Genomic DNA, 18347 nt, shown 5'->3' on the forward strand with positions numbered 1-18347 from the left:
TCGATTACAGCCAGTCACGTTTGCGGAACTGAAAGTAGAGGACCAGGGCGGCGATCGCCCAGATCGCGGTGGACGTCCAGAATCCCCACATCTGCTGGGATCCGGGGTAGGGCACGTTCTGGCCGTAGAAGCCGGTGATCGCCGTCGGGACCGCGATGATGGCGGCCCAGCTGGTCACCCGCTTCATGATCAGGTTCATCCGGTTGCTCTGCATGGTCATGTGCGCTTCGCGAATGTTGCCCACCAGGTCGCGGAGGGAGTCCGTCCATTCGGACGCCCGGAGCACGTGGTCGTACACGTCCTGGAAATAAGGGGTTATGGAGCTGTCCCTGATCACGTCGTTGCGGCGGAACAGGGCGTTGACGATGTCCCGCATCGGGGAGACCACGCGGCGGAAGGTGACCAGGCTCTGCCGGAGTCCGAAGGTGCGGCGCTGCTGGTCGCGGTCCGGGATCTGCTCGTCGAACAGGCGGTCCTCCAGGACCTCGATCTGCTCGTCCATGGCCTGCACGACCTCGAAGTGGGTGTCCACCACGTAGTCGAGCACGCCGTGCAGCAGGAACGCGACGCCGTGTTCGGCCAGGCCGGAGGAGGAGTCCCAGCGGTTGGTGATCTCCTGAAGGTCGAAACGGTCCGAGGTGCGGACGGTGACCAGGGCGTTGCTGGTGATGAAGGCCGAGGCCTCGGTCAGGTCGAGCTGGCCGGTGTCGCCGTCGTAGTGCGCGGTGAAGACGTTGAGGAACATGTGCGTGTCGAACATGTCCAGCTTGGGACGCTGGTTGGGGGTGAGCACGCTCCGGATCGCGAGCTCGTGCAGGCCGAGCTCCTCGCTGATGGCGGCCAGCTCCTCCTCGGACGGACTGCACAGGTCGAACCAGATGACCGCGTCGTCCTCGTCCAGGTGATCGGAGACGTCGGCGATGGGAAAGCCTTCGGAGACGAGCTTTCCGTGCCGGTAAAGGCGCGTGTTCGCCGGGGTGGGCTGGGCCATCGCACCAGCGTACTCCGGGGCGCACAGGACAAGTCGGACCGCTATCGTGGCGGCTCATGGTGAGTCTCGTTCGTCGGCTCGGGCCGATGGTCGCCGCTGTGGTGACGCTCCTCGTCTTCGCCTCCCCCGCGTACGCCGATCAGAGCGCGCTCACCATGGAGTTGCGCAAGGACGGCGTGCTGCACGTCAAGGAGGAGGTTGTCCTCAGCGGCGGGCCGGTGACCAGGACTCCGGTGCTCAGGACCCGCCACGATGACGCCAACGATCGCGTCTACCGGATCGCCAACGTGAAGGGCGCCGCCTTCGATGGGGCCGAGCTGACGATCTCCGCCAGTGGGACCGTGGAGTACGACGTGATCGGCGCGGTGTCGCCTATCGCGGGCGGCGAGGAGTTGCGGTGGTTCGCGGTTTCCGGGCCGCTGGAGCAGGTCACGGTGAAGGTGGTCGGGCCGGGGCAGGTGCAGAACCTGGCATGTTTCGCCGGGGATGTCGGGGCCGCGCTCGGGTGCACGACCGCCGCCATGGACGAGACCGGCGAAACCGCCGAGTTCGAACAGCAAGGGCTCGCGGCCGGGCAGGTGCTGACCGTCGTGGTCGGGTATCCGGCCGGGACCACCGGGGCCGCGCCGACGCTGGAACATCGGTTCAGCCTGGGCGCCGCGTTCACGGTGAACGCGATCACCGGGGGGTCGCTGGCGTTGCTGCTGGTGCTGCTGCTCGGGGGGTTCTGGCTGGTCTACTGGACGCGGGGGCGGGACGCACGGGTGATCGGGGCCGAGTCCGGGGTTCGCGGGGGGCATGAGAACGGGCAGTTCGCGCCGCCGGACGGGGTGCGTCCCGGGCAGATCGGGACGCTCATCGACGAGCAGGCCGACGTGATCGATGTGACCGCGACGATCGTGGATCTGGCGGTGCGGGGATATATGCGGATCGATGAGCAGCCCCGGGAGACGTATGACGCGCCGGACTGGCTGCTGGTGAAACTGCCGAAGGCGCCGGTCGCGAGCCTGCTGCCATACGAGCGGGCGCTGTATGACTCGATCTTCGATTTGCGGGACGAGGTGCTGCTGTCGCAGCTGCACGGGGGATTCACGACCGGTCTTGGGCGGGTACGGGATGCGCTCTACCGTGATGTCGTCAAGCAGGGGTGGTTCACTCGGCGGCCCGATTCGGTGCGGTCGCTGTGGACGGTTCTCGGGATCGTCGTGACCGTGCTCGGGGTGGCGGGGACGGTGGCGCTGGCGATGTTCACGACGTACGGGCTGGTGGGGCTTGCGGTGATCATTTTGGGGGCGGCGGTCACCGTGGGCGGGCAGTTCATGCCGGCGAAGACGGCCAGCGGGGCCACGGCGCTGGCGCACACGCTCGGCTTCCGGGAATACCTTGCCGCGGGCGATATCAGCGACATTCCGGCCGGGCAGCGGGCCGAGCTGTTCTCGCGCTACCTGCCGTACGCGGTGATCTTCGACAGCGTGGATCGCTGGGCCCGGGTGGTGGCCTCGATCAAGGGCGAGGGCGACAACCTGTACTGGTACCACGGCCCCGCCGAATGGGACCTGTCCAAGTTCGCCGACTCGATGCGCACCTTCACGATGACCACCTCCGGAGCGATCTCCTCTTCCCGCCAGTTCAGGACGTTCTAACCCGGATTTCTCCCACTGCCCGCCCGCCACCGAGCACTGGGACGGCCAGTTCGTCCAGCTCCGGCGCGTCGAATCCGAGGGCGCGCAGCGCGGCGATCGTGACCGGCACCCGGGCCCGCTGGCTCCCGTCCACGATCTTGATCACCGCGGCCCGGCCGTCGTCGTGCGCGAACGCGTCGAACGCCTCGGCTCCGGCCTTGAGCATCAGGCCGGGGATCGCGCGCATCAGCTTCGCCTCCGGGTAATGAGTGCCGCTGGTGAACTCGGGGTGGGCGCGCATCGCGTCCGCGACCCGGCGTTCCAGGCTGCCGGGGGTGGCTTGGACGATGCGGCGGAATGCCCGTACCAGGCCGGTCATCGAGCAGAAGAACAGCGGCGCGCCACAGCCGTCCACACCCGTGGCGGGCACCCGCTCCGAGGTGAACTCCTCGACGGTGGAGCGGATCGTCTTCTGGAGCGGATGGGACGGGTCGCGGTAGTCGTCCAGCGGCCAGTCGTTGGCCGCGCAGGTCGCGAGCATGGCGGCGTGTTTGCCGGAGCAGTTCATATAGATGCGGGCGCGCTTCTGAACCGACCGGTCGTGGGGGAAGTCCTCGGGGCAGCGCAGGACGCTCTCGTCCAGGCCCGCACCCGCCAGGATGGCTCGCACGCCCTCGACGTGGAAGGGCTCGCCTGCGTGGCTGCCGCAGGCCAGCGCGAGCAGTTCGTGATCCAGGGCGAGACCGGCGGTGAGCATGCCGAGCGCCTGGAGGGGTTTCATAGAGGAACGAGGGGAGGCCGGGGTCTGCACTTCACCGTGCACCCGGACGGGCTTGCCATCGCCATCAACGGCGATCATCCGGGCCCGGTGCGTCGACTCGACGAACCCGGAGCGGACCACCTCGACGATCAATTCGGACATGCCCGCGAGTCTATTGATGAGAAAGTCGTGATCTGGACAACCGGCTGTGGGATGGGTTCCTCGTCAATACGAACCACCCCGCCTCATGGCAGAATCCACCCCATGCGCGCGGTGGTCCAACGAGTCAGCTCAGCCTCGGTAACCGTGGACGGCACCACCATCGGAGCCATCCACGAACCCGGCCTCCTCGTCCTGGTCGGCGTCACCCACACCGACACCCCCGCCCAGGCCGCCAAACTCGCCACCAAACTCTGGCACCTGCGCATCCTCGACGGCGAGAAGTCCTGCTCCGACACCGCCGCCCCTCTCCTCGTCATCAGCCAGTTCACCCTCTACGCCGACACCGGCAAAGGCCGCCGCCCCACCTGGCAGGCCGCCGCCCCCGGCCCCACGGCCGAACCCCTGGTCGAAACCGTCATCACCACCCTCCGCACCCTCGGCGCCCACGTAGAAACCGGCAAATTCGGCGCCGACATGAAGGTCTCCCTCGTAAACGACGGCCCGATCACCCTGATCATCGACGTCTAGCGCTGATCCGAGCGCGCTGACCCAGCCGGGGCACGCCTTGCTTGACCTGCTCCGCGCGTGACGAAACGGTCGCAGCGGCTGGGCGGACGGCAGTTGTCCATCGGATGTACCAGCCAGGGCCAGCCGCTGCGGACCAGTGGCGTTCTACGGCGAGACCATCACTGCCTATCTGACGACCATGGCCCTAGCCGGTCGGTTATCCACGGGATTCTCAGTGATCGTCCCAGTGTCCGTCGTGCGAGGCGTGACGGTGTCCGTCGTGAACGTAGTCGACGTGATCCTCATGCGGGACGGCGACGTGACCGCAACCCTCCCGATGCTGGTGGACGTGGCCCTCATGCACGACATGAGTGGCCAAGGAGCACTCATCGACATGATCCTCGTGCGTGCGGTGGAGGTGTCCGTCGTGAACGTAGTCGACATGGTCGCCATGCGGAACGGCGACGTGACCACAACCCACTCCGTGTACATGATCATGGGCTACGTGCGTGCGGTGCTGCTCGGTGTGAACGCTCATTTTTCCCCCTGAAAGGTAGTACGTCTACGGACGCTACCTCCCGATTTCGGGGTGTCTCAGCTACACGATCCGCTCATGATGAACTACGTTCCGCTACGAGGTTCAGGCTTTGCCGTCTCTAGCGGAGGCGGCGGCGAAGGGCGGGGTCGATGGTCACGTTACGGCCCGCGTCGGGAGGGACGATTACTTCCTGGGTGGCGGCGACGTTTCCAGCGAGCAGGGGGATGTCTACCGGGACGGTTCGTTTCACGACGGCCAAGGCGATGGGCCCTAGTTCGTGGTGACGGGCTGAGGAGCCGATGAAGCCGATCTGGCCGGGGGTGGCGGTGCCTTCGGTCGCGCCTTCGATGGAAGCGGTGGGGTCGCCTTCGGCGGGGGTGCTGACGCCGAGGGTGACGGGGGTGCCGTGTGGGGGCAGGGTGTCGACGCTGCCATCCAGGTGGAGGAAGACGAGGCGGCGGGGCGGGTGGCCGAGGTTGTGGACGCGAGCGACGGTTTCCTGGCCTCGGTAGCAGCCCTTAGTGAGGTGGACGGCGGAATCGATCCAGCCAACCTCGTGGGGAATGGTCTTGTGGTCGGTGTCGAAGCCCAGGCGGGGGCGGTGGGCTTCGATGCGGAGCGCATCGTAGGCCCAGAGGCCGGCGGGGCGGGTGATCACCGTGGCAAGGGCGGGGCGGGGAACGAGGAGGTCGGTGCCGATGACGACCGCGCCAGGGGTTCTCTCGGCGAGAGCGCGGAGGGCGACCACACCAGGGGAAGCGTCCGAAGCCGCATTCGTGCCTGCGGAGGACCCAGCCGTTGGCTCCGCGGAGGGCACCGCCGCCAGCCCCGCAGAAGGCCCAGCCGCTGATCCCTTGGAAGGCCCAGCCGCTGATGCCGCGGAAGGCGCTGCCGTCGGTGCGGTGGAAACGACCGCGTATTCGGCGGTCAGGTCAGTGATCTCAACCCGCAGCATGAAGCGCATTTTTTCGAGATAAGTCGCCAGTTCGGTCCCAGTGCCCGGTTCGACATGAATCCAGGTGGCGTCGCCGTCGTCAACCAGCGTCAGGTGGTGTTCAACTCGGCCTTGGGGGTCAAGGATCAAGGTCTGCGTGTCCGTGCCGGGCGCAAGGGTGTCGACCTTCTGGGAGCTCAGGTCGTTGAGCCACGACAGCCGATCGACGCCCGAGACACGCAGGACATCGCGGTTGCTGCGGTCAACCAGTGCCGTGCCCTGGAGGAGAGCGCGTTGTTCCGCGTATGGGTCGCCGTAGTGGGCGGCCACCGAGTCGTCAGGGGCAAGGGCGGGGACGGCTCCGGGAGTGTTCAGCAACGGGCTGCGCATACCTCCAAGGCTATGTCCATCGAGCATCCGGCCGCGCCCAAGGGCAGCCAATTACGGCTCGACCGCCGCCTGTGTCTCGACTGAGGAGCGCGGGTCGCGAAGCGGCCATAGTGATACGGAAAGACACAAGACTGAAGTGGCCGTAGTGACCAGGAAAGGCACGGGTTACGGATCGGCCTAGGGCCCTGTCTCAAAGTCCCGGCTTATTTGATCTTGTGACAAGATTCCGGGATGCTGCGACTCACCGACTTCATCATCGACTGCCCGGACGCGATGAAACTGGCGGCCTTCTACTCCGAGGTGACGGGTCGCCCGGTCAAGGAGGGCAGCCACGAGAACTGGGCCGGTATCCAGTTCGGCGAGATCGAGCTGGCCTTCAACCCGGTGGAGGACTACCACGCCCCGCAGTGGCCCGACAGCGAGCACCCCAAGCAATTCCACCTCGACTTCGAGGTCGACGACATCGAGGCCGAACAGAGCCGCGTCCTGGCCCTCGGGGCGTCTCTGCAGCAGGACTCCATCGGCTCCGACGGCTATGGCTGGCGCGTCTACACCGACCCCGTCGGCCACCCCTTCTGCCTCTGCCACAACAAGGGTGTCATCTGGACCGACCAGGGCCTCATCTGGCCCAAGCGCGCTTAGAGCCTGTTTCGAAGTCGGCGGTTTGGGCGCGTCGTGGGCCGAGCATCGGCCGATGTCAGCGGCAGTCGCGGCAGCGGCCGAAGATGGTGAGGTGGTGGACGTCGGTGTCGAAGCCGAGTTCGGTGCGCAAACCGTCCACCATGCCCTGAACCAGGCCCGGAGGCGCTTCGACGATTTCGCCGCAGCCCCGGCAGACCAGGTGCACATGGTCGGCGTCGGCGGCCAGGTGGTAGGTGGGCGCGCCGTGGCTCAGGTGGGTGTGTGTGACCAGGCCGAGCTCTTCGAGGAGTTCGAGCGTCCGGTAGACGGTGGAGATGTTCACGCCCCGAGCGGTCTGCTGGACCTTGCTACAGATGTCCTCTGGGGTCGCATGACCGAGGGCGCTCACCGCCTCCAGAACGAGCTGGCGCTGCGGCGTGACCCGGTATCCCTTAGCCCGCAGTTCTTCGTGCCACGTCTCGGTCATAGCAGCGAGTTTATTCGCTTGCCCGACTCGCAGAGCTCGCATAGCCTGCGAATCACGCAGAGAGGAGGTGGTCCGAACAATGGTTGATCATAGTTGGGCTAGCGAGGTGGCTGTCCGCTAGGACTGGCGAACCGGACCAGCTCCGGATTACGCCGTTCAGCGTAAATCCAGACAGACACCGGAACCCCGGGCAGTCGGCGGCCGAGGACATGATCCTCCGCCATTGGTCCAGCCGACCCACGTCGACAGGTTGCAACCAGCCGCGACGCGGAGCGCGCCCGGGGTTCTTCTCTGCCTCGCACCCATCCCGCCCAGTATCCAGTCATGTACGGTACGCGCAGGAATGGTCATGCGAATCCCCTACCCCCGGACCCCTCACCTCCCCTGGTCCCCGGGAGCCGTCACCGACGACATCCGAATCCCCCGCCTGACAGCCTTCGAAGGCCGCGAGATCGTCGTCACCGAGAAACTCGACGGCGAGAACACGACGATGTACGCCGACGGCTTGCACGCCCGCTCACTGGATTCCGCACACCACCCCTCCCGAACGTGGATCAAAGGCCTGCACGCCCGGATAGCCCGATCAATCCCACCAGGCTGGCGCATCTGCGGAGAAAACCTCTTCGCCCGCCATTCGATCCTCTACCAGGACCTGGAAAGCTGGTTCTACGCCTTCTCCGTCTGGAACGGCAACCAATGCCTGGACTGGGACCAGACCGTACGTTTCACCAGAAAGCTCGGCATCCCCGTTCCACGCGTCCTCTGGCGTGGCATCTTCGACGAGCAGGCGCTGCACGCTCTCCGCCTGGACGAAACTCGCCAGGAAGGCTATGTCGTACGGACCGCCGACGCCTTCACCCGCGACGAATTCGCCGATCGTGTCGCCAAATGGGTCCGCCCCAACCATGTACAAACCGACGCACACTGGATGCTGGCACCCGTCGTCGAGAACGGCCTGAGCCCTACCGCCGCACTATGGGACCTGCGATCAGGATCATCCCCAGACGCGCAGGCCCTGCTCACCGCGACCGGGATAGACCTCCCCGAACCCGTCGACCTGACCGAGATCTCCACCCGGCTCGACCTGCTGGGCCGCACCGGCGACGCCCGCCTGGCGGGAGTCCTCGCAACCCTCTTCCACGCCACCCGCCGAGCCTGGCTGGCCCCCCACCTGGTGGCACCACTCGGCATGCCCCTCGCCCGACGCATCGCCGACCTCGTCGGCCTGCACACCAAACTCCACGACCCTTTCCCGGACGAATCCCGCCGCTCCGGCCTGATACGGCTGGCCTTCGCCACCGACCTGGGAATCCTCCACGCCATCGCCGCCACTCTCGCAACCACCCCGGAAGCCCGCGAACAGGTCGAATGGTCAGAACTCCACACCGAAGAATCCGGCCTCCTCGGTGAAGCACCCTTCGCCGCATTGCGTACGGCCTTGCGCGAAAAGTTCGGCGAAAAGGGCGACATCGCGGACCGATGCTGGGCGGAGACGCGGGAGGCGTACGCCATGGGACGGATCAGCACGCCCGAGGAAGGCATCGCGCGCAACTGGCGCCGGCTTTCCGGCGACTTCCCCCGGTTGATCGTCACCGTTGGGCCTTCCGGCAGCGGAAAGAGCACCTTCGCCGCAGGTCGCGGCGACCCGATCGTCTCACTCGACGATCTCCGCGAAGCCCGCGGGTCACGCTCGGATCAGCAGGCCAACCCCGCCGTCTACCGTGACGCCCTGCGGAGGCTCGACACGCTCCTCGCCGGTGGCGGAACGGTCATCTGGGACGCAACCGCGCTGAATCGCCGCCAGCGTTCGGTGCTTCTCAAAGCGGCCCAGCGCCGGGACGCGTTGACGACTTACGCGGTCATGCTGGTTCGCGAGGACGTGGTCGTGCAGCGCAACGCCAATCGCCCGTACCCCGTCCCCGCGAACGTCCTCACCAGCCAGCTTCGCCGCTTTGGCCCTCCATTTCCGGGCGAAGCACACCGGATCTGGTACATCGGGGAGGAGGGGACCGTACTCGACACAGCCGGAACCCTCGACGGGGAGGATTGACCATGCGCACAAGCGAGGAGATCTACCACCAGATCCGCTGGGATCCGCGGTTCGACCCGGCGCGTTTCGTGCTCGGGGTGAACGTGCGCGGAGCCGCCCCTAAACGGGTGCCATTGCCCGCTTTCGTCCCTGGCGGAGACATCCCATGGCATCGGGTCATATTCGTCGAAGCGGACGGCGAAACGGTATGGGATCGGGCGAGCGGGCTGGATGTGGTCAACACTTCCCCGGCCGGCCGCGCCCAGGATCCCCGCAAGCTGAACGCGCCGTTCTTCACGGCGGCGACACCGCTCACCTGGGATGCGAACCTCGGCTGGACTCCAGCGGAACCCGTCACGGTCACCTGGCCACCGACGACACTGCGCGTTCTGACCTGGAACACCCTCTGGGATCGGTATTTCAGCGACCGGATCGAAACAGCCCGCCGCAGACCGCTCCTGGTGGACGCCCTGGAACAAGCCGACGCCGACGTCATCGCGCTCCAGGAGGTCGAACCCGAACTACTCGACCTCATCCAGAGCACCCCATGGATCCGTGACAGCTACACCCTCTGCGCCGACAACATCGCCAAGAACAAACTTCTCCTGCTCAGCCGCCTACCGGTCCGCGAAGCGGGCATCCACGCCTACGGCCCCTACAAGGCCCTCTCCGCCATCACCCTCGAACTCGCCACCGGCCGCGTCGTGCTCGCCACCACCCACCTGACCAGCGACTACGCCCAGAACGGCCCCACCAAACGCGAATCAGAACTCGCCACCATCGCCGAAGGCCTACTCCCCGTGGACGCCGACCTGATCCTGATCGGCGACTTCAACGACGACGGCCACCCCGAAAAAACCCTCACCATGCGCGACGCCTGGACCGAAGTCCACGGCCCTTCCGACAAAACCCCAACCTTCGACCCCACCAAGAACCCCCTGGCCGCCATCCAGTCCCTCGGCGGCCGCCCCGCCCGAATAGACCGCGTACTACTCCGCTCCCCCGCCCTAAACCCAACCACCGCCACCCTCCTAGGCGACTCCCCCGCAACCAACGACAACTTGTTCATCTCCGACCATTACGGCCTCGCCGTAGAAATCACTGTCGACCAGGACACCCTGGGGAACACCCCATCCGGAGCGCACAGACGGCTAGATATCACCTCCGAAGCGCACGCACAGGCACGTATCACCCCCGAAGCGCACGCACAAGCAGGCATCACCACCAAAGCGCACGCAAGGGCAAAAGCCACTACTGGAGCGCTCACATGGACACATATCACCGCTGGCCAGGCCACCCCAGCTGCGCCGTCAACCGCCCGAACGGCGGTCGTCTGGATCCCTCCGAAGGAACTCTGGCCCCCCATCCAGGAAATCCGCAAGAAACATGATCCACAAGTCGACCGCTGGCCACCCCACGTCACCCTGATTTCAGGATTTATCCCAGAATCCTCATTCGAAGCAGCCGCTCCTCTCCTTACGACCGCTGCCTCCACCATCACCCCCTTTACCGCCCCCCTCCACGGCATCCACACCTTCCATCACCGCGACAACACCACAATCTGGCTCAACCCAGGCGCCCCCGAATCATGGGCCTCCCTCCACCACGCCCTCAAACACACCTTCCCCACCCACCAAGCCCACCACGAGACCTTCACCCCGCATCTGACCTTGGCCAAAGGCAGCGGCAGACTGCCAGAGGTTCTGGTGGCGGAATGCCAAGCTCGCCTTAGCCCGATGACCGCCCGAGTCGGTGAAATCGTCCTGCTTTCCCGCCGAGCCGGAGAACCCATGCGGCCCCGCGCGACCATCGCTTTGGGTACCAGCGAACTCCGGTGGATCAATGAGCCACCTATGCCGGACATCCATCGGGAACTGCCGGTTGAGGAGGCGGTGACACGGCTTCGGGATTGTCTGGGTGAAGGGGTCGTTCATGTTGTCGGGTCGCGGCGGTTGAGGTGTGAGCTAGCTGGGGCGGATCTGGATCTGGTCGCGGTGCTGCCTGGGGTGGTCGATCTTGGACGGGTGGAGGAGCGTGTGGTGGAGGCGTTTCCCCAGGTGAAGGGGATGCGGCGGGTAGTAGGTGCGCGCGTGCCGGGACTGCGGATGCGAGTGGAAGATTTGGAGATCGATCTGGTTGTTGTCGGAGTCGGGGATATCGCTCCCGAGGAGGCGGTTTCTCGTCGTGGCGAGTTGGATGCGGGTTCCGCGATCGCATTGAGTGCGGTTAGTGACGCAGACGCGATCCTTGCTGCGGTCGATGGGAATCAATCCGGATTTGTCGGGCTAGCTCGCCAGGTGAAGGCGTGGGCACGGGCCAAAGGACTGGACTCAGCGCCCTTTGGTGGGCTCTCCGGGTTGGCCTGGACCATCCTTGCGGCCCAGACGGTACGCGAGACGCCCAACCTCCCATCGGACGACCTGCTGCGCACATTCTTCGCCACCTGGGCCGCATGGGACTGGCGCGAGCCAATCACCCTCGGCCCAGTTGCCTTCTCCGACGCACCCGTGCAGATCATGACCCCAACCGCCCCCGTACGCCCATGCAGCGATCAGGTGACCATAGGCGGACGCGACCTCCTGACCCAGGAGCTCTATCGCGCCTGGGAAACGACCGGCACCGACGAGCTACTCTCGCCACCACCCATGCACCGACGCCACACAGCCTGGGCAATCGTGACAATCAAGGGCGAGATGGGCAAAGCCCGAGGCCGAATGCGAGCCCTCATCGCCGCCCTCGAACGCGCAGGAGCCTCAGACGTACACGCCTGGCCCCGCCCATTCGAAACCGAACCCAAACCGACCCGCTTCGCGATAGGCCTCGGCCACACGCCACCAAACGCCACCACCCTGACCGAGATCACAGCCCGCTGGACCGAGGGCCTACCCGGCGTCACCGTCAACCGCGCAGAATGCGGTGAAGTCCCCACACTCAACTGACCCAGCCAAGAAGCCCATAGACCCGACTAGGCGCACCCAACAGATGACCAGGTCGCCGAGCCGCTCACCCTCGGAACGCGGGCATCTGGCCAAGCAGCGGTCATGGGCATCGCCTACTGTCGTGGGCATCGCACCTGACTGGTTCGAACCGGAATATCGTGCTGCGGCCAATTCCATCAGTCCGGCGCGTTCGAGGGCGTCGAGGATGGCCGCGAAACGTTATTCGGCGCCGTTCACGCTGGCAGTGGTCCTCGCCGCACCGGCGCCAAGAATGGCAGCGGCATCCTGTCAGGTGTTCTGGCACCAAAGCCGGTCAGCATCGATCCCGCTGATCGGGGCCGCCAGGACCGGATCAGTGAGCCTCCCGGGCGGGTACTCCAAGGGTTGCGCAGGCCTGTTCGTAAAGTTTGACCACCTCGGCGCGGACCTGGGCGCGTTCGGTCAGGGTTGTGCTCCAGGGGACTCGGATTTCGTCGCCGTCCGCTTCGAAGTAGATTGCTTCGCCATCCACGTTGGTGGTGATCGCTTTGGTGGCGTTCGGGCGGCCGCCCAGGGCGCGGACGATCAGGAGGGCGTCGGCGGCGTGGTCGTCGTTCATGTGGCGTTTGATCGCCGCGATGGCCTCGTCGGTGAAGGGGTTGCTCATGTGGCAGATCCTAAAATTTCCGTCACGGTTCGCCGGTGAACTCGGCTGCCTTCTTGAGTTCGGCCGAGGCGTGGGATTGGAGTGGCTGACCGACGGCGGCCATGTCGTATGCGTACATAAGGCTGCCGTTGACCAGGCCGTAGAGGCGGCGGCCGGCCGAGTATTCCTTGGCGGAGGCGGTTCTGGCGACCACGTCGGTCTGGAGTTCGATCTTGTGGAAGACGACCTCGCCGACGTAGATCTCGACGATGCCGGTGGGGTGGGCCAGGCAGACTTCGAGCTGCCGTTCGGGCTGGATGCGCCAGAACCCGGCCTCCCGGGACAGCGGCCGGACCTTGTTGCCGTCGGCGTCGAGCAGCCAGCTCCGGCTCTCGTACGTCAGGAACGGCTTGCCGTTGTGGCCGAAAAGGATTTCCTGGCCGAAGTTCGCGCTCTCGATCGTCGGATAGCCGATGACGCCCGCGCCCTCCCAGCGGCCCAGCAGGAAGGCTATCGGTTCGAGATCGGGATGTACGTCCATGGAAGTCAAGCGTAGTGCCCGGGCGTAGGCTCTCCCCATGACACGCCAACTGGTGATCAAGGTTACAGCGGGCACCGACGCACCCGAGCGGTGCAACCAGGCGTTCACGGTCGCGACCGCGGCCCTGGTCAGCGGGGTTCCGGTATCGCTCTGGCTGACGGGCGAGTCAGCCTGGTTCGCCCTGCCGGGCCGGGCCAAAGAGTTCGACCTGCCCGAGGCGGCCCCACTCGAGGACCTGCTCAACGCGGTCTTGGCCGGCGGCCAGGTGACCCTCTGCACCCAATGCGCCGCCCGCCGCGGCATCACCCCGGACGACGTCCTACCCGGCGTCCGAATCGCCGGCGCGCCCACCTTCGTGGAAGAAGTCCTCCACGAAGGCGCACAAGCACTCGTGTACTGAGAGCGCCCAGCAGAATGAGCAGGCCGCCGAGTTACTCGCCGTTATCCGGCGCCGTTCACGCAGGGTGACGGTTCTCGCCGTATCGGCGCCGCCGTACACGATGCGGGGATCCGGGAAGTGGTCCCAGCCGCGCCAGCCGCCCAGGACCGCGCCGGTAGTCGCGACGTACCCCTCGATCAGGCCCGGCTTGGGCGAGATCCCGGTCATCATCCAGTCCATCTCGTGGTTCGGCCCGGCCACGAACCCGTCCAGGGACATGGCGGGCGCCTTTGGGCCGCCTCAATACTTTGCCTTTGTGCTAAGTGTTTTGGCGGGCTATACTTAGCCGTATGGCACAGTATTCGGCGGAGATCGACGGTGTGTTCGTCGCCCTTGCTGACCCGACTCGGCGTGGCGTCATCCGGTGTCTTGGCCGCGGCCCGACGAGCGTGGGCGATCTCGCCCGCGAGTTCCCGATGACCCTTCCCTCCTTCATGAAGCATGTGCGGACACTCGAGGCGAACGGCCTGATCCGCACGGTCAAGGTCGGCCGGGTGCGCACTTGCGTGCTCAACCGCGACCGTCTCGCTCTCGTGGACGACTGGCTCGGGGAGCAGCGCCGGATCTGGGAGGAACGAACCGACCGGCTCGAACGCCTCGTCACCGATCCGAAGGAGAAGCACCAGTCAACGACCCCCTCCTGAAGGAGAGGGCTTGAGGTGCAGCGATGCGCCTTGAAGCCCCGCGTCGACCAGCCCTAGTCGATCACCTAGAAGGAGGTGCATTCGATTGACTACGTTTCACGTAAGTGAGCAGACCCACCAAGCCGTGCTTCCTCAGCGGCTTGCTCTGGAATCGGTGGGAGCAGACAACCCCGAGGGTGGGGACGAAACGGCTTACCGACTCCCGACGTTGCCGGGCGCTGGCGTGGAACATGGGCGAGGGGAGATCGGATCGGGCGGCACCCGTCTGCTCCGGCGTCACCCCGAGCCGTCTTCGGACGGTAAGGGAGCAGCCCGTAAGGGCGCCACACATCCGGTCGTGTTCGTCTTGGACAAGCACGGCCACCCGCTTGACCCGTGCCACCCGGCCCGCGCCCGCCGCCTGCTGGCGGCAGGGCAGGCGGTGGTGGTCCGCCATACCCCGTTCGTCATCCGGCTGCGCGACCGGGTGGCCGCTGACTCCACCGTGCAGGGCGTGCAGGTCGGTATCGACCCCGGCAGCAAGCACACCGGCATCGCCGTCTTCACCGAACGCGGCGAGGATCGCGCCGGGAAGTACAGCATCCAACTCGATCACCGGGGCGGACAGATCCGCGACAAGCTCACCGCACGGGCCGCGCTGCGCGGGGGGCGCCGTTCCCGGACACTGCGCTACCGCGCCCCCCGCTTCAACAACCGCACCAAGCCGAAGGGGTGGCTTGCGCCGTCCCTGCGGCACCGCGTCGACACCACCATGTCGTGGGTGACCCGGCTGTCCCGCTGGGCGCCCGTCCGCGCCGTCCACGTGGAGCGGGTCGCGTTCGACACGCACACCCTGACGGCCGGACGGCCACTGCAAGGGGTGGAGTACCAGCAGGGCACCCTCGCCGGGTACGAGGTGCGGGAGTACCTACTGGCCAAGTGGGGGCGCACGTGCGCGTACTGCGGCGCGACCGGTGTGCCGCTGAACATCGACCACATCCACCCGCGCAGCCGCGGCGGCTCCGACCGGGTTGGCAACCTCACCTTGGCCTGCATCCCCTGCAACCAGACCAAGAACGCCACCCCGATCGAGGAATTCCTCAAGAGCAAACCCGCACTCCTGGCGAAGCTTCTCAAGCACGCCAAGGCGCCGTTGCGGGACGCGGCGGCGGTCAACGCCACCAGGTGGGCGCTGTGGCGGACCCTCGCCGCGACCGGGCTGCCGGTGGCCACCAGCTCAGGCGGGCGGACGAAATGGAACCGGTCCCGCACCGGTGCCCCGAAGTCGCACACCTTGGACGCGCTGCACGTCGGCCACCTGGACGCGGTGACCGGCTGGCCGAGCGTGGTCCTGGTGGTGAAGGCAACTGGGCGCGGCACCTACTGCCGGACCCGCACCGACAAGTACGGGTTCCCCCGGCTGCGCCTGCCGCGCGTCAAGCAGGTCCACGGCTACGCCACCGGGGACCTGGTCCGCGCTGTCGTGCCGTCTGGCAAGAACGCCGGAACACACGTCGGACGGGTCGCGGTTCGCTCCACCGGCAAGTTCAACATCACTACCGCCCACGGCACCCGCCAGGGCACCCATCACCGCCACGTTCGCCTGCTTCAGCGAGCAGACGGCTACGCCTACACAAGCCAAGGGGAGACGCATGCCACTGGACGCTCGGGCCTTGAAGGCCCTCCCGCTCCCGTTTCCTCCCCAGGCTGAAGCCCGGAGTATCCACGAGAGGTTCTGATGAACCCTGATCTTGATCTGGCCCTGGAGCGGGTCATCCGCGCCCCGCGGGCCGTTGTGTGGGGCGCGTGGACAGATCCGTCCCGCTTTGAGAAGTGGTGGGTCCCTGCTCCGGCCGTGTGCCGCGTGGACCGGCTGGACGTCCGGCCCGGCGGTGCGTTCGTGACGCGGCTGAGCGAGGACGGGAGGGAGTTCGTTCCGCACATGAACGCGAGCTTCCTCGTCGTCGACGAACTGGAGCGGATCGTGTTCACGAACGCGATCGACAGCGCCTGGCGCCCCGCGAATCCCGCGCCGGTCCCCATGACTGCTGAGATCACGCTGAGCGATCACCCGGACGGAACGGACTACCGGGTCATCGTCCGGCACGGCGACCCGGCCGCCCGCGCCCGCCACGAGGAACTCGGCTTCGCCGAAGGCTGGGGCTCGGTCACCAAGCAACTCGCCGGGGTCGCGGAGAGCCAGGCCGTGCGATGAAGATCTCTCTCATGGAGTTCGTCACCCTCGACGGGGTCTGCCAGGGCCCCGGCTCGCCGACCGAGGATACGAGCGACGGCTTCACTCGGGGCGGCTGGCTCGTTCCCTACCTGGACGAACTCTTCGTCCGGCGGACCTCGGAGTGGCTGGATCTCGCCGACGGTCTGCTGCATGGGCGGCGAACCTACGAGGCGTTCGCCCGGGACTGGCCGCAGATCACCGACCCGGACGACCCGTTCACCAAGCGGATGAACTCACTACCGAAATACGTGGTGACCAACACCCTCACCGAGGGGAGCTGGCACCCGACGACCGTGCTCCGCGGCGACCCGATCCAGACCGTCGGGGAACTCAAGGCGCGGCCAGGACGGGAACTCCAGATCCACGGGAGCGCGCGACTCGGCAACGCCCTGCTGGCGGCGGGCCTCGTCGACACGCTCCGGCTCGTCGTCGCCCCAACCGTGATCGGTTCCGGGCGGCGCCTGCTCGACCACCCGAGCGGACCCGTCGGCCTCCAACTCGTCCGCCACGAAGTGACGGCGAATGGCCTGCTGCTGCTCCAGTACGAGACCGTCGGCGCCGCCCCGGTGGGGGAATACGAGGGCGTCACGGCCTTTGTCTAGTGCGGTGACTACTTAGGTTCACCGGGTCATTGCAGGCCGTATGGCCTGCGCTGTTTGATGCCTGCCTTCCCTGTCGGTACCGGCCCGATCGGTACCGACACATGGAGGAGCGCATGGCTGAGCCCGTCAGAGCCCGGCGATTAACCGACGCCGAAGGACAGGCAGATCCTGCGCCGCGGCAAGATCTCCTTCCAGCGGACCCGCACCTGGAAGGAGTCCACCTACTGTAGCGATTGGCGACTGACGTATTAGGCGGGGCGGGTCTCTGACGTGCAGCTCCATGAGCCGTTATTGTTCACGCAGGTTGTGACCGTGTAGGTGCCGTTACCGTTTACCTCCACCCCGACTTTGAAATCTGGGCCAATGTAGACCGTGTATATACTGGAGAGAAAGGCGTCGAGCGTGTGTGTCACCTCGAAGGCGCCTTCCCCGTCGTAGTCGCCGAATTCCCCCCTCATGACCCGCCTGGCGAATTCTTCAGCGGACATCGTCCTGCTGTCGTCTACGGCATACACGGCCGTCACCCCCGAACCGGCGAGAGTTCCCCTCCCCCCGTTCTCCCAGAGTTGCCGGTAGGTGATGGTGGTGTCCGCGTGCGCCGGAATCGCGGGCACGGACATCGCCGTGATGCCCAGAGCCGCGCCCATGAACAGCCCAAAGAGCTTAGTTCTTTTCATGACTCCCCTTGTTTGTCTTGCGCTTTGGTTGAGCGCCCCTTTGGGACGTTTCGCCAACAGTCGTCATTTGGTCGCACCGTTGGACATGCCCATTACACGAAAGCTGGCTGAAGCGGCTCTGAAGTGACGCTGAAACCGTCCTGGATTCGAAGGGAGCCAGGTTGCGCAATCCTCGGGAGTTGCATTAGTGGGCGGAAAACCGCAGGCCGCTAGCACCTGCCGGGGTAGAGCTGGTCCAGCCCGATCAGGGCCACACCGGTCCGGACGTCGACGCGGAGCTCCTCGGTGAATCCCGCTCTGGAACGACACGCGAGAACGGTGTCCCGAGTGTCGAAGCCTTTGACCGCGAGAAGGTCGCGTGCCCGGGCCAGCCGCTGGAGATGACCGTGTCCCATCACCTCGCCCCACTTGGCCTCGCCCAATGACAGGATGCGACGCGGCTCGTTGGAATCCTGGTCATGGTTACCTCGCCGAACCAGGCGTTGCAGCGCCTGTCCTCCGGCGTCGGTTAATCGCCGGGCTCTGACGGGCTCAGCCATGCGCTCCTCCATGTGTCGGTACCGATCGGGCCGGTACCGACAGTGAAGGCAGGCATCAAAGTCACCGCACTAGTGGGGCAAAGCC

The 18347-nt window shown here is 66.3% G+C and carries 19 protein-coding genes; 11 read left to right on the top strand and 8 right to left on the bottom strand.

Annotation, left to right across the window (positions count from 1 at the left end):
• Positions 1 to 4: 4 nt before the first annotated feature.
• Positions 5 to 991, bottom strand: a complete 987-nt coding sequence (locus tag Amac_RS18080; protein WP_155355558.1) for a magnesium transporter CorA family protein — start codon at positions 989 to 991, stop codon at positions 5 to 7.
• A gap of 56 nt (positions 992 to 1047) precedes the next feature.
• On the opposite strand from Amac_RS18080, the gene Amac_RS18085 reads away from it, so the two are divergent.
• Positions 1048 to 2634: a DUF2207 domain-containing protein gene (locus tag Amac_RS18085; protein WP_246268440.1), complete on the top strand. Its 1587-nt coding sequence runs from the start codon at positions 1048 to 1050 to the stop codon at positions 2632 to 2634.
• Here Amac_RS18085 and Amac_RS18090 read toward each other — a convergent pair.
• Complete coding sequence (locus tag Amac_RS18090; protein WP_155355559.1) at positions 2621 to 3535, bottom strand: asparaginase; 915 nt, start codon at positions 3533 to 3535, stop codon at positions 2621 to 2623. The two genes, Amac_RS18085 and Amac_RS18090, sit on opposite strands and share 14 nt — an antisense overlap.
• Positions 3536 to 3637: 102 nt before the next feature.
• Between Amac_RS18090 and dtd the strand changes: the two genes are divergently transcribed.
• The gene (dtd, locus tag Amac_RS18095; protein WP_155355560.1) at positions 3638 to 4063 is read left to right on the top strand and encodes a D-aminoacyl-tRNA deacylase; all 426 of its coding nucleotides are present in this window, start codon (positions 3638 to 3640) and stop codon (positions 4061 to 4063) included.
• A gap of 259 nt (positions 4064 to 4322) precedes the next feature.
• Positions 4323 to 4592 (top strand): hypothetical protein, encoded by a 270-nt coding sequence (locus Amac_RS18100; protein ID WP_155355561.1) that lies wholly within the window; start codon positions 4323 to 4325, stop codon positions 4590 to 4592.
• Between the two features lie 106 nt (positions 4593 to 4698).
• On the opposite strand, the gene ygfZ is transcribed toward Amac_RS18100, so the two are convergent.
• Positions 4699 to 5904: a CAF17-like 4Fe-4S cluster assembly/insertion protein YgfZ gene (gene ygfZ / locus Amac_RS18105; RefSeq protein ID WP_155355562.1), complete on the bottom strand. Its 1206-nt coding sequence runs from the start codon at positions 5902 to 5904 to the stop codon at positions 4699 to 4701.
• Positions 5905 to 6135: 231 nt separating this feature from the next.
• On the opposite strand from ygfZ, the gene Amac_RS18110 reads away from it, so the two are divergent.
• The gene (locus tag Amac_RS18110; protein WP_155355563.1) at positions 6136 to 6546 is read left to right on the top strand and encodes a VOC family protein; all 411 of its coding nucleotides are present in this window, start codon (positions 6136 to 6138) and stop codon (positions 6544 to 6546) included.
• Positions 6547 to 6601: 55 nt separating this feature from the next.
• On the opposite strand, the gene Amac_RS18115 is transcribed toward Amac_RS18110, so the two are convergent.
• Positions 6602 to 7012, bottom strand: a complete 411-nt coding sequence (locus Amac_RS18115) for a Fur family transcriptional regulator (RefSeq protein ID WP_155355564.1) — start codon at positions 7010 to 7012, stop codon at positions 6602 to 6604.
• Positions 7013 to 7361: 349 nt separating this feature from the next.
• On the opposite strand from Amac_RS18115, the gene Amac_RS18120 reads away from it, so the two are divergent.
• Both Amac_RS18120 and Amac_RS54900 read left to right on the top strand, forming a co-directional pair.
• Positions 7362 to 9062 (top strand): RNA ligase family protein, encoded by a 1701-nt coding sequence (locus Amac_RS18120; protein WP_155355565.1) that lies wholly within the window; start codon positions 7362 to 7364, stop codon positions 9060 to 9062.
• A 2-nt stretch (positions 9063 to 9064) separates the two neighbouring features.
• Entirely contained in the window at positions 9065 to 11980 is a 2916-nt protein-coding gene (locus Amac_RS54900) for a poly(A) polymerase (protein ID WP_218041147.1), read from the top strand.
• Between the two features lie 352 nt (positions 11981 to 12332).
• Here the strand turns inward: Amac_RS54900 and Amac_RS18130 are convergent, their stop codons facing one another.
• Positions 12333 to 12626: a DUF2470 domain-containing protein gene (locus tag Amac_RS18130; protein WP_155355566.1), complete on the bottom strand. Its 294-nt coding sequence runs from the start codon at positions 12624 to 12626 to the stop codon at positions 12333 to 12335.
• Positions 12627 to 12648: 22 nt separating this feature from the next.
• Positions 12649 to 13146, bottom strand: a complete 498-nt coding sequence (locus Amac_RS18135; protein WP_155355567.1) for a heme-binding beta-barrel domain-containing protein — start codon at positions 13144 to 13146, stop codon at positions 12649 to 12651.
• A gap of 37 nt (positions 13147 to 13183) precedes the next feature.
• On the opposite strand from Amac_RS18135, the gene Amac_RS18140 reads away from it, so the two are divergent.
• The 5 genes from Amac_RS18140 (at position 13184) to Amac_RS18165 (ending at position 17046) form a co-directional block, all read left to right on the top strand.
• Positions 13184 to 13546 (top strand): DsrE family protein, encoded by a 363-nt coding sequence (locus Amac_RS18140; RefSeq protein ID WP_155355568.1) that lies wholly within the window; start codon positions 13184 to 13186, stop codon positions 13544 to 13546.
• Positions 13547 to 13875: 329 nt separating this feature from the next.
• A complete protein-coding gene (locus Amac_RS18150) occupies positions 13876 to 14229 on the top strand; it encodes an ArsR/SmtB family transcription factor (RefSeq protein ID WP_155355569.1) in 354 nt (117 codons plus the stop codon).
• Positions 14230 to 14566: 337 nt separating this feature from the next.
• On the top strand, positions 14567 to 15919 hold the full coding sequence (iscB, locus tag Amac_RS18155; protein WP_155355570.1) for an RNA-guided endonuclease IscB: 1353 nt from the start codon (positions 14567 to 14569) through the stop codon (positions 15917 to 15919).
• A 27-nt stretch (positions 15920 to 15946) separates the two neighbouring features.
• Positions 15947 to 16423 (top strand): SRPBCC domain-containing protein, encoded by a 477-nt coding sequence (locus Amac_RS18160; RefSeq protein WP_155355571.1) that lies wholly within the window; start codon positions 15947 to 15949, stop codon positions 16421 to 16423.
• Entirely contained in the window at positions 16420 to 17046 is a 627-nt protein-coding gene (locus tag Amac_RS18165; RefSeq protein WP_155355572.1) for a dihydrofolate reductase family protein, read from the top strand. Before Amac_RS18160 ends, Amac_RS18165 begins: the two co-directional genes overlap by 4 nt.
• 248 nt (positions 17047 to 17294) lie before the next feature.
• Here the strand turns inward: Amac_RS18165 and Amac_RS18170 are convergent, their stop codons facing one another.
• Positions 17295 to 17723 (bottom strand): hypothetical protein, encoded by a 429-nt coding sequence (locus Amac_RS18170; protein WP_155355573.1) that lies wholly within the window; start codon positions 17721 to 17723, stop codon positions 17295 to 17297.
• A 209-nt stretch (positions 17724 to 17932) separates the two neighbouring features.
• Positions 17933 to 18262: a hypothetical protein gene (locus Amac_RS54905; protein WP_218041148.1), complete on the bottom strand. Its 330-nt coding sequence runs from the start codon at positions 18260 to 18262 to the stop codon at positions 17933 to 17935.
• Between the last annotated feature and the right edge of the window lie 85 nt (positions 18263 to 18347).

The sequence above is a fragment of the Acrocarpospora macrocephala genome (assembly GCF_009687865.1).
Lineage (GTDB): Bacteria > Actinomycetota > Actinomycetes > Streptosporangiales > Streptosporangiaceae > Acrocarpospora > Acrocarpospora macrocephala.

Coding starts and splice junctions, on each gene's coding strand:
- Amac_RS18080 (WP_155355558.1), bottom strand. CDS start 991: ATGGCCCAGCCCACCCCGGCGAACACGCGCCTTTACCGGCACGGAAAG.
- Amac_RS18085 (WP_246268440.1), top strand. CDS start 1,048: ATGGTGAGTCTCGTTCGTCGGCTCGGGCCGATGGTCGCCGCTGTGGTG.
- Amac_RS18090 (WP_155355559.1), bottom strand. CDS start 3,535: ATGTCCGAATTGATCGTCGAGGTGGTCCGCTCCGGGTTCGTCGAGTCG.
- dtd (WP_155355560.1), top strand. CDS start 3,638: ATGCGCGCGGTGGTCCAACGAGTCAGCTCAGCCTCGGTAACCGTGGAC.
- ygfZ (WP_155355562.1), bottom strand. CDS start 5,904: ATGCGCAGCCCGTTGCTGAACACTCCCGGAGCCGTCCCCGCCCTTGCC.
- Amac_RS18110 (WP_155355563.1), top strand. CDS start 6,136: ATGCTGCGACTCACCGACTTCATCATCGACTGCCCGGACGCGATGAAA.
- Amac_RS18115 (WP_155355564.1), bottom strand. CDS start 7,012: ATGACCGAGACGTGGCACGAAGAACTGCGGGCTAAGGGATACCGGGTC.
- Amac_RS18120 (WP_155355565.1), top strand. CDS start 7,362: ATGCGAATCCCCTACCCCCGGACCCCTCACCTCCCCTGGTCCCCGGGA.
- Amac_RS54900 (WP_218041147.1), top strand. CDS start 9,065: ATGCGCACAAGCGAGGAGATCTACCACCAGATCCGCTGGGATCCGCGG.
- Amac_RS18130 (WP_155355566.1), bottom strand. CDS start 12,626: ATGAGCAACCCCTTCACCGACGAGGCCATCGCGGCGATCAAACGCCAC.
- Amac_RS18135 (WP_155355567.1), bottom strand. CDS start 13,146: ATGGACGTACATCCCGATCTCGAACCGATAGCCTTCCTGCTGGGCCGC.
- Amac_RS18140 (WP_155355568.1), top strand. CDS start 13,184: ATGACACGCCAACTGGTGATCAAGGTTACAGCGGGCACCGACGCACCC.
- Amac_RS18150 (WP_155355569.1), top strand. CDS start 13,876: ATGGCACAGTATTCGGCGGAGATCGACGGTGTGTTCGTCGCCCTTGCT.
- Amac_RS18160 (WP_155355571.1), top strand. CDS start 15,947: ATGAACCCTGATCTTGATCTGGCCCTGGAGCGGGTCATCCGCGCCCCG.
- Amac_RS18165 (WP_155355572.1), top strand. CDS start 16,420: ATGAAGATCTCTCTCATGGAGTTCGTCACCCTCGACGGGGTCTGCCAG.
- Amac_RS18170 (WP_155355573.1), bottom strand. CDS start 17,723: ATGAAAAGAACTAAGCTCTTTGGGCTGTTCATGGGCGCGGCTCTGGGC.
- Amac_RS54905 (WP_218041148.1), bottom strand. CDS start 18,262: ATGGCTGAGCCCGTCAGAGCCCGGCGATTAACCGACGCCGGAGGACAG.